We start from the raw sequence: 273 nt of genomic DNA, 5'->3' as shown, positions 1-273 counted from the left end.
GGTCGGGAGATCGACCTGAAGTATACGCCCGAGCTGCGCTTTGCCCCGGACCGGTCGTTCGACGAGGCGGCCCGCGTGGACGCGCTCTTGCGCAAGCCGCGGGTTCGCCAGGACCTGTCCGGCGATCCCGATGCGCCAGGCGGCCCGATCCATGACGACCAGGACGGCGACGGCGACGGCGACGACACGGACGAAGCCGATGTGCCCGGCGGGTCCGAACGGGGCGCCTGATCGCAGGCCACGGCACGGCGCGCCAACAAGAGACACCGGAAC

The 273-nt window shown here is 71.4% G+C and carries 1 protein-coding gene; it reads left to right on the top strand.

Annotation, left to right across the window (positions count from 1 at the left end; genetic code table 11):
- A partial coding sequence (locus R0J87_RS20355) for a hypothetical protein (protein ID WP_498888525.1) occupies nt 1-231 on the top strand: 231 nt, incomplete at its 5' end.
- Between the last annotated feature and the right edge of the window lie 42 nt (nt 232-273).

It is taken from the genome of Halomonas sp. SIMBA_159, from assembly GCF_046536035.1.
Classification (GTDB): Bacteria; Pseudomonadota; Gammaproteobacteria; order Pseudomonadales; family Halomonadaceae; genus Vreelandella; species Vreelandella venusta_A.
This window is presented reverse-complemented; position numbering and strand designations above follow the sequence as displayed.